Annotated in this window: 5 protein-coding genes and 1 pseudogene; 3 read left to right on the top strand and 3 right to left on the bottom strand. The window is 74.2% G+C overall.

The window, feature by feature from the left end:
* Window positions 1-94 precede the first annotated feature (94 nt).
* The gene (locus tag ACOV8S_RS08760) at window positions 95-2,317 is read left to right on the top strand and encodes an NADP-dependent isocitrate dehydrogenase (RefSeq protein ID WP_448317130.1); all 2,223 of its coding nucleotides are present in this window, start codon (window positions 95-97) and stop codon (window positions 2,315-2,317) included.
* Between the two features lie 153 nt (window positions 2,318-2,470).
* Window positions 2,471-3,724 carry a cytochrome P450 gene (locus ACOV8S_RS08755; RefSeq protein WP_448317128.1) on the top strand — a complete coding sequence of 418 codons (1,254 nt, stop codon included), beginning with the start codon at window positions 2,471-2,473 and terminating at the stop codon, window positions 3,722-3,724.
* A 69-nt stretch (window positions 3,725-3,793) separates the two neighbouring features.
* Here ACOV8S_RS08755 and ACOV8S_RS08750 read toward each other — a convergent pair whose 3' ends face one another.
* From ACOV8S_RS08750 to ACOV8S_RS08740, 3 genes are all read right to left on the bottom strand, one after another.
* Window positions 3,794-4,300: a hypothetical protein gene (locus ACOV8S_RS08750; RefSeq protein WP_448317126.1), complete on the bottom strand. Its 507-nt coding sequence runs from the start codon at window positions 4,298-4,300 to the stop codon at window positions 3,794-3,796.
* The gene (locus ACOV8S_RS08745; protein WP_382558014.1) at window positions 4,297-4,872 is read right to left on the bottom strand and encodes an RNA polymerase sigma factor; all 576 of its coding nucleotides are present in this window, start codon (window positions 4,870-4,872) and stop codon (window positions 4,297-4,299) included. Before ACOV8S_RS08745 ends, ACOV8S_RS08750 begins: the two co-directional genes overlap by 4 nt.
* Before the next feature lie 62 nt (window positions 4,873-4,934).
* Window positions 4,935-6,374 carry a S8/S53 family peptidase gene (locus ACOV8S_RS08740; RefSeq protein ID WP_448317124.1) on the bottom strand — a complete coding sequence of 480 codons (1,440 nt, stop codon included), beginning with the start codon at window positions 6,372-6,374 and terminating at the stop codon, window positions 4,935-4,937.
* A 157-nt stretch (window positions 6,375-6,531) separates the two neighbouring features.
* On the opposite strand from ACOV8S_RS08740, the pseudogene ACOV8S_RS08735 reads away from it, so the two are divergent.
* A pseudogene (locus ACOV8S_RS08735) lies at window positions 6,532-7,618 on the top strand (CHAT domain-containing protein); the annotation flags it as partial.

Raw genomic sequence — 7,618 nt, 5'->3', positions numbered from 1 at the left:
GTCTGGGACCGAAGGGCGGGCCGGGGGTCGCGTCGCCTCGATCACGAGATATCTTGATGTCGAGCAATGTTGCAGACGTGGAGCGGAGCACCCGGTGACTGACTCGACCATCATCTATACGCACACCGACGAGGCGCCGGCCCTGGCGACGTACTCGTTCCTGCCGGTCGTGCGGGCGTACGCCGCGCAGGCGGGCGTCCCCGTGGAGACCCGTGACATCTCGCTGGCGGGCCGCATCCTCGCGCTCTTCCCGGAGTACCTCCGTGAGGACCAGCGGATCCCGGACGCCCTGGCGGAGCTCGGCGAGCTGGCCAAGAAGCCCGAGGCCAACATCATCAAGCTGCCGAACATCTCGGCGTCCATCCCGCAGCTGAAGGCCGCCGTGGCGGAGCTGCAGGCGCAGGGCTACGAGCTGCCGAACTACCCGGACGACCCGAAGACCGACGAGGAGCGCGACGTCCGCGCCCGCTACGACAAGGTCAAGGGCTCCGCGGTCAACCCGGTGCTGCGCGAGGGCAACTCGGACCGCCGTGCCCCCGCCTCGGTGAAGAACTACGCCAAGAACCACCCGCACCGCATGGGCGCCTGGTCCTCGGACTCGAAGACCAACGTCGCCACCATGGGCGAGAACGACTTCCGCTCCACCGAGAAGTCGGCCGTGATCTCCGAGGCGGGTTCGCTGCGCATCGAGCTGGTCACCGCCTCCGGCGAGACCAAGGTGCTGCGGGAGTCGGTGCCTGTCCTCGATAACGAGGTCGTCGACGCCTCCGTGATGCGCGCCGCCGCGCTGCGCGAGTTCCTGACCGCGCAGGTCGCCCGGGCCAAGGAGGAGGGCGTCCTGTTCTCCGTGCACCTCAAGGCCACGATGATGAAGGTCTCCGACCCGATCGTCTTCGGTCACGTGGTGCGCGCCTTCTTCCCGAAGACCTTCGCGCAGTACGGCGAGCAGCTGGCCGCCGCCGGCCTGTCCCCCAACGACGGTCTGGGCGGCATCTGGAAGGGCCTGGAGGCCCTGCCCGAGGGTGACGCGATCAAGGCGTCCTTCGACGCCGAGCTCGCCGACGGCCCGGCGCTGGCGATGGTCGACTCCGACAAGGGCATCACCAACCTGCACGTCCCCTCGGACGTCATCGTCGACGCGTCCATGCCGGCCATGATCCGCACCTCCGGCCACATGTGGGGCCCGGACGGCCAGGAGGCCGACACGCTGGCCGTCCTGCCGGACTCCAGCTACTCCGGCGTCTACCAGGCCGTGATCGACGACTGCCGCGCCAACGGCGCCTTCGACCCGTCGACCATGGGCTCGGTGCCGAACGTCGGCCTGATGGCGCAGAAGGCCGAGGAGTACGGCTCCCACGACAAGACCTTCGAGATCGCCGAGGCGGGCACCGTCCGTCTGGTCGACGCCAAGGGCGAGGTCGTGCTGGAGCAGCCGGTCGAGGCCGGCGACATCTTCCGCGCCTGCCAGACCAAGGACGACCCGATCCGCGACTGGGTCAAGCTGGCCGTCACCCGCGCCCGCGCCACCGGCGCCCCGGCCGTCTTCTGGCTGGACGCCGAGCGCGCCCACGACGCCAAGCTGATCGAGAAGGTCCGGGCCTACCTGCCGGAGCACGACACCGAGGGCCTGCAGATCGAGATCATGGCGCCCGTCGAGGCGACCGCGTTCTCGCTCGAGCGTCTGCGCCGGGGCGAGGACACCATCTCGGTGACCGGCAACGTGCTGCGCGACTACCTGACCGACCTGTTCCCGATCCTGGAGCTGGGCACCAGCGCCAAGATGCTGTCGGTCGTCCCGCTGATGGCGGGCGGCGGCCTCTTCGAGACCGGCGCCGGCGGCTCCGCCCCGAAGCACGTGCAGCAGCTGGTCAAGGAGAACTACCTGCGCTGGGACTCGCTCGGCGAGTTCTTCGCCCTGGTCCCGTCCCTCGAGCAGTTCGCCAAGGTGACCGGCAACGCCAAGGCCCAGATCCTGGCCGACACGCTGGACCGCGCCACGGCGACCTTCCTCAACGAGGACAAGTCCCCGACCCGCCGGGTCGGCGGCATCGACAACCGCGGCTCGCACTTCTACCTGTCCCTGTACTGGGCGCAGGAGCTGGCCGCGCAGAAGGACGACGCCGAGCTGGCCGCGGCGTTCGCGCCGCTGGCCGAGAAGCTCGCCGGCGCCGAGGCGAAGATCGTCGAGGAGCTGAACGCGGTGCAGGGCGAGCCGGCCGAGATCGGCGGCTACTTCCAGCCCGACCCCGAGAAGGCCGCCGCCGTGATGCGTCCCTCCGCCACCTGGAACGAGGCCCTGGCCTCCCTGGGCGCCTGACCTCACCCGGTCGCAGGGCCCCAGGACCTGAGCTCCGCCCCGCCCGGAACACCGGGCGGGGCGGAGCCCTTTTCCGGCGTGCGGGGGCCGGTGCGGGGACCGCACGGAGCAGCCGGGCGCGACAGACGCCCCGGGCCGCCCCAGGGTGGTTCCATGACTCAGGAGATGACCGCACCGCCTCCTCCGCCCGTCCGCGACTGGGTGCCGCCGGAGATCGACGGCCCCGGCTTCGACCCGCTGCTGGCCGAGCTGATGCGCGAGGGTCCGCTGACCCGGATCCGTCTGCCGCACGGCGAGGGCTGGGCCTGGCTCGCCACCCGTCACGAGGACGTCCGGGCGGTCACCAACGACCCCCGCTTCGGCCGCGCGGAGGTGACCCGCCGCGAGGTCACCCGGCTGGCCCCGCACTTCAAGCCCCGCCCGGGTTCCCTGGCCTTCGCCGACCAGCCCGACCACAACCGGCTGCGCCGCGCCTTCGCGGGCGCCTTCACCGTCGGCGCGATGCGGCGCCTGCGCCCGCGCGCCCAGGCACTGCTCGACCCGCTGGTCGACGGCCTGCTGGCCCAGGGGCCGCCGGCCGATCTGATCGCCACGGTGCTCGAGCCGTATCCGCTGGCCGTGGTGGGCGAGGTGATGGGCGTCCCGGAGGCCGACCGGGACCGGGTGCGCGCCTGGACCCGCCAGATCATCTCCACCTCCGGCGGCGCGGAGGCGGCCGAGCGGGCCAAGGCGGGACTGTACGGCTGGATCACGCGAACGATCCGTGACCGCCGCGAGGGCTCCTCCGGCGGCGGCGAGGCCGGCGACGGCGGGCAGGGCGGCGTCCTGTCGATGCTGGGCGCCGCCGTGGGCCGTGGGGAGCTGACCGAGGAGGAGGCGATCGGGGTGGCCGGGCCGCTGCAGATCGGCGGCGAGGCGGTCACGCACAACTGCGGGCAGATGCTCTTCCTGCTGCTCACCCGGCCGGACCTGATGGCCCGGATGCGCGAGGTGCTGGGCCGCCCGGCCGGGCTGGACGCCGCCCTGGAGGAACTGCTGCGCTGGATCCCGCACCGCAGCACGGTGGGTCTGGCCCGGATCGCGCTGGAGGACGTCGAGCTCGCGGGCCGGACGATCGCGGCGGGCGAGCCGGTGTACGTCTCGTACCTGGCCGCCAACCGGGATCCGGAGGTCTTCCCCGATCCGGACGGGATCGACCTGGCCCGGGACCCCAACCCGCACCTGGCCTTCGGCAACGGCCCGCACTTCTGCACGGGGGCGGTCCTGGCGCGGCTGCAGACCGAGCTGCTGGTGACCACGCTGCTGGAGCGGCTGCCCGGGCTCAGGCTCGCGGTGCCCGCGCAGGAGGTGCCGTGGCGGCGGCGCACCATGATCCGCGGGCCCGAGGCGCTTCCGGTCGCCTGGTGAGCGGGCGGCCGCCCTCCTCGGGCGGCCGCCGCCCGGCGGTCGGACCCGCAGCGGCCGGACCCGCAGCGGTCAGACCCGCAGCCACTCCGTGACGACCACCTCGTCGCCGGCCCGGACCCGCAGGGCGAACGGGCCGGTGACCTCGACCGCGCAGGAGAATCCGCCCGTCTCGTCGGCGGCGCACCGTGCCGCCGCCTCCGGGGCGGGCCGGGTCAGCACCTCCACGCCCGCCGCCTGGGGCGGCAGCAGCTGGCCCAGCAGCCCGTCCTCGCCCACCTCGACGTCGACGGTGAGGTCGCCGGCCGCGAAGGTGAGCATCCGCGGACCGTCCTCGGTTCCCCTGACAGGGGCGGCGTCCAGCAGGGAGTCGAAGGTGAGCTCGGCCAGGCGGGCGTCCAGGTCGTGCAGCGCGAACGCGGCCAGCGCCGCCTCGCGCAGCGCGGTGGGCACCGGGTCGCAGACCTCGGCGGCCTCCCGCAGGAGTCCCTCCACCTCCAGGAGCTGGAGGTCGTCGAAGGGCTGCTCGTCGAACTCGTCGGTGTCGTCGGTCTCGTCGAAGGCGTGCGGGCCGTTCACAGAACCCCCCGGTCGGTCAGGCGCTTGCGCAGCCGGCGCAGGCACCGCTGTCGAATAGGTCCGATGGAACCCACCGCGATGCCCAGGGCGACGGACACCTCGCGGTAGCTGGGCGGCGGCTCGGCGATGATCAGGCGCAGCAGCTGCCGGCAGCGGTCGCCGAGGGCGTCGAACTCCTCCCACACCGTGCGGTGCCGGTCGGCCCGTTCGGCCTCCTCCTCGGACTCGAGGACCTTCTGCTCGGGCGAGCAGCTGTCGCACGGGCGGTCCAGGACCTGCGGGTCGTCGGTGGGCGTCCACCGGCGCTGCGCCCGCAGCACCTTCAGGCACTCGTGGCGGGCGGTGGCGGCGAGCCAGGAGCCCGCCTTCTCCGGCTCGCGGATCCGGCCCAGGTTCTGCGCGAAGCGGAACCAGGCGATCTGGTAGACCTCGTGGGCGTCCGCCTCGGAGAGCCGGTGCCCGCGGACCACGGACCACACCAACGGGCTGAGCCCGTCCACCAGGCCCCGCCAGGCGTCCTGGTCGCCCTCGACCGCGGACTTCAGCAAGGCGCCGACTGTCGCTCGTTCCACTCCCCCACCCCTCGTGTACGGCACGCCATCGTACGCCGTACGGGTGAGGCTCAAGGACGGGGTCAACGTTCGCCCGCTCCCGGCCCGCTGACGGGCCGCCAGGTCGGAGGCCGGAGCGCGGCCACCCGCGCTCCGTGCACCTCGGCGGTGTCCTTCAAGGAGGCCAGCAGGTCGCGGCGGGCGCGGCGCGGGTCGCTCTCCTTGTGGGCGGCCATGTGCGCGGCGACCATGGCGGCGGCCACCGGGGTGGCGAAGGAGGTGCCGCTCCAGCGCGCGTAGCCGGTGAACTCGACACGCTCCGGGTCCCCGGGTTCGTCCTCGCCGTCCGCGCTGAGCAACCCGGTGCGGACCGGGAAGCGGCAGGTGCAGGAGTAGTCGCCGCCGTGCCGGCACTCGTCGTAGCTGGAGTGCTGGTAGACGTACGGGACGGGGGCGTCGAAGCCGGTCAGCGGAGCGGTGAGGCGCTCACCGGGCGCGTAGGCGTCCACCCACCGGCCGTGGTTGCTGAAGCAGGCGTGGGCCTCGCCGTCGCCTCGCAGGGCGCCCACGGAGAACACCGCCTTGCGGTACTTGGGCCGGGCGGCGTAGGCGGCCGGGAAGAACGGGGTGTCGGAGCCGTTGTTGCCGGCCGCGGCGACCAGCAGGGTGCCGGGGTGCTTCAGCAGTTCCGCCATGAAGTGCTCGAGTCCCAGCAGGCCTTGGTCGTCGCCCGTGGCAGTGCCCGCGGAAAGGCTGATCAGGGCGGGCCAGCCGGCGCTCTCGGCGGCGTCCAGGAGGAGCGGTCCGAACTCGGACTCCAGCACGGCGCCGGCGTCGTTGAGCGCGTTGGAGACCGTGATGTCGGCGTGCGGGGCGACGGCGGCCAGCAGGCCGGCGATGAAGGTGCCGTGTCCCGCGTACTGCCGCAGCACCCCGTCGGCGTCGCGCTCGGAGGTCTCCAGGTCTCCGCGCACACCGGCCAGTTCGGGGCAGCGGGCGTGGTCGGAGGTGAGGCCGGTGTCCACCACCAGCACGCCGACGCCGGACTCCGGCTCGTGGTCCCGGCCGGCGGGCGCCGGGTTGGGGCCCTCGCCCGGCGCGGCCGGCACCGGCTCGTCACCGGGGCAGGCGTTCACCGCGACGGTGATGACGTGGTTGCGCGAGACCATGCGACGTCCGGCGCGGTCCTCGAGGGCGCGCACCGCGCGCAGCGCCCCGTCCACAGCGGGGTCGGCGGCGTGGGCCGCGCGGGCCCCTTCGGCCGGCTCGGCGACCCGGATCCGGGTGACGCCGGAACGGTTGCCGGGGCCGGCCGGGGCTATCCGCTCGCGGCCGGCCGCGCCGGGGATGTCGGCGCGCCGCTCGCGCAGGGCGTCGGCGACCAGCCGGGCGTCCTCCCCGTCGCGCACCAGCAGGTGGCCGCGCTCGTAGAGGAATCCCGCATCCTCGTCCACGGCCAGCGGTACGTCGGGCATGGAACGTCGGACCTGCTCGCACTGCTCGTGGAACCGCCGGGCCGGCATAGGGCTTCCTCCCCCTCGGGTGCTGCGTCGTCAGAAGGAGTCTGCCGCATCGCCGTTGATACACCGCCTTCACACCGTGCGTGCCGAAACCCCTGGCCAGGGCACTACGATGCGACAGGTGACAGCGGGAAACGGAAGCGTCCTCGAACTGCTGCCGATGGTCTTCGCCAGGCCCGACGTGGCCCTGCGCAGGGCGGAGCGGCTCCTCGAGTCCGGCCCCCCGCCGGAGCACGCGTCGGTGGCCCACCAGGTGATCGGGATCTGGCAGCGGGACTTCGGCGATCTCGCGGTGGCGCTGCGGCATCTGCGGCGCGCCCGGGACCTGGCGGCCCGTGCGGGCTCCGCGGACCGGGAGGCCGACGTGCTGGCCACGCTCGGGGTGGCGCTGGTGCACGCGGGGCGGACCCGGCAGGGCCTGGCGGCCCTCGAGCGGGGCGTGGGCCGGGGCTCGGCGCACACCCGGGCGCGGGTGCTGTACCGCCGGGCGTACTCGTTCTGGGTGCTCGGCCGCCACGGTGAGGCGCTGGACGACGTCCGGCGCGCGGTGCCGGTGCTGCGGCAGGCCGGGGACGTGATCTGGGTGGCGCGTTCGCTGACCCTGCGGGCGACGGTCCACCTGGCGCTGGGCGCGGTGGACCGCGCGGAGGCGGACTTCGCGGCGGCGGAGGAGCTGTGGGGGACGACCGGCCAGGAGCACGACAAGGCGGACGTGGTGGAGTCGCGGGCGCTGACCGCCTTCCGCGCCGGTGACATCCCCGCGGCGCTGCGCCTCTTCGACGAGGCCGCCGAGCGCTACGACGCCCTGGGCACCCCGACGTTCATGCTGAGCATCCGGCGCTGCGAGGTGCTGCGGGCGGCGGGCCTGGCGGCCGAGGCGCTGGCCGAGGCGGACGCGGCGATCGCGGCACTGGACCGGATCGGCGGGCAGCGCACCCGCAAGGCGGAGCTGCTGCTGGTGGCGGCGCAGGCGGCCGGTCCGGCGGGCGCCCCGGACACGGCGGTGGACCGGGCTGCGGCCGCGGTGCGGCTGTTCGCCCGCCAGCGCCGGCCGTGGGGGGAGGCGCACGCCCGGCTGGTGCTGGCCGAGGCCCGGTTCGCCGTGGGGCGGCGCACCGGCCGGATGGTCTCGGACGCGGCGGCCCTCGCCGGGCGGCTGGCCTCCTTCGGCTCGCCGTCGGCGCCGCAGGCCGCGCTGCTGGCCGGGCGGATCGCCCTGGCCCTGGACCGCCCCGCGGAGGCGGAGG

It is taken from the genome of Streptomyces sp. CO7, assembly GCF_053474865.1.
The sequence above is the reverse complement of the archived record's forward strand: the minus strand, read 5'-3'. Positions and strand labels throughout refer to the sequence as shown.

Bases quoted from the DNA above. Each gene is read 5' to 3' on its own strand.
- ACOV8S_RS08755 (WP_448317128.1), top strand. From the start codon at position 2,471: ATGACTCAGGAGATGACCGCACCGCCTCCTCCGCCCGTCCGCGACTGG.
- ACOV8S_RS08740 (WP_448317124.1), bottom strand. From the start codon at position 6,374: ATGCCGGCCCGGCGGTTCCACGAGCAGTGCGAGCAGGTCCGACGTTCC.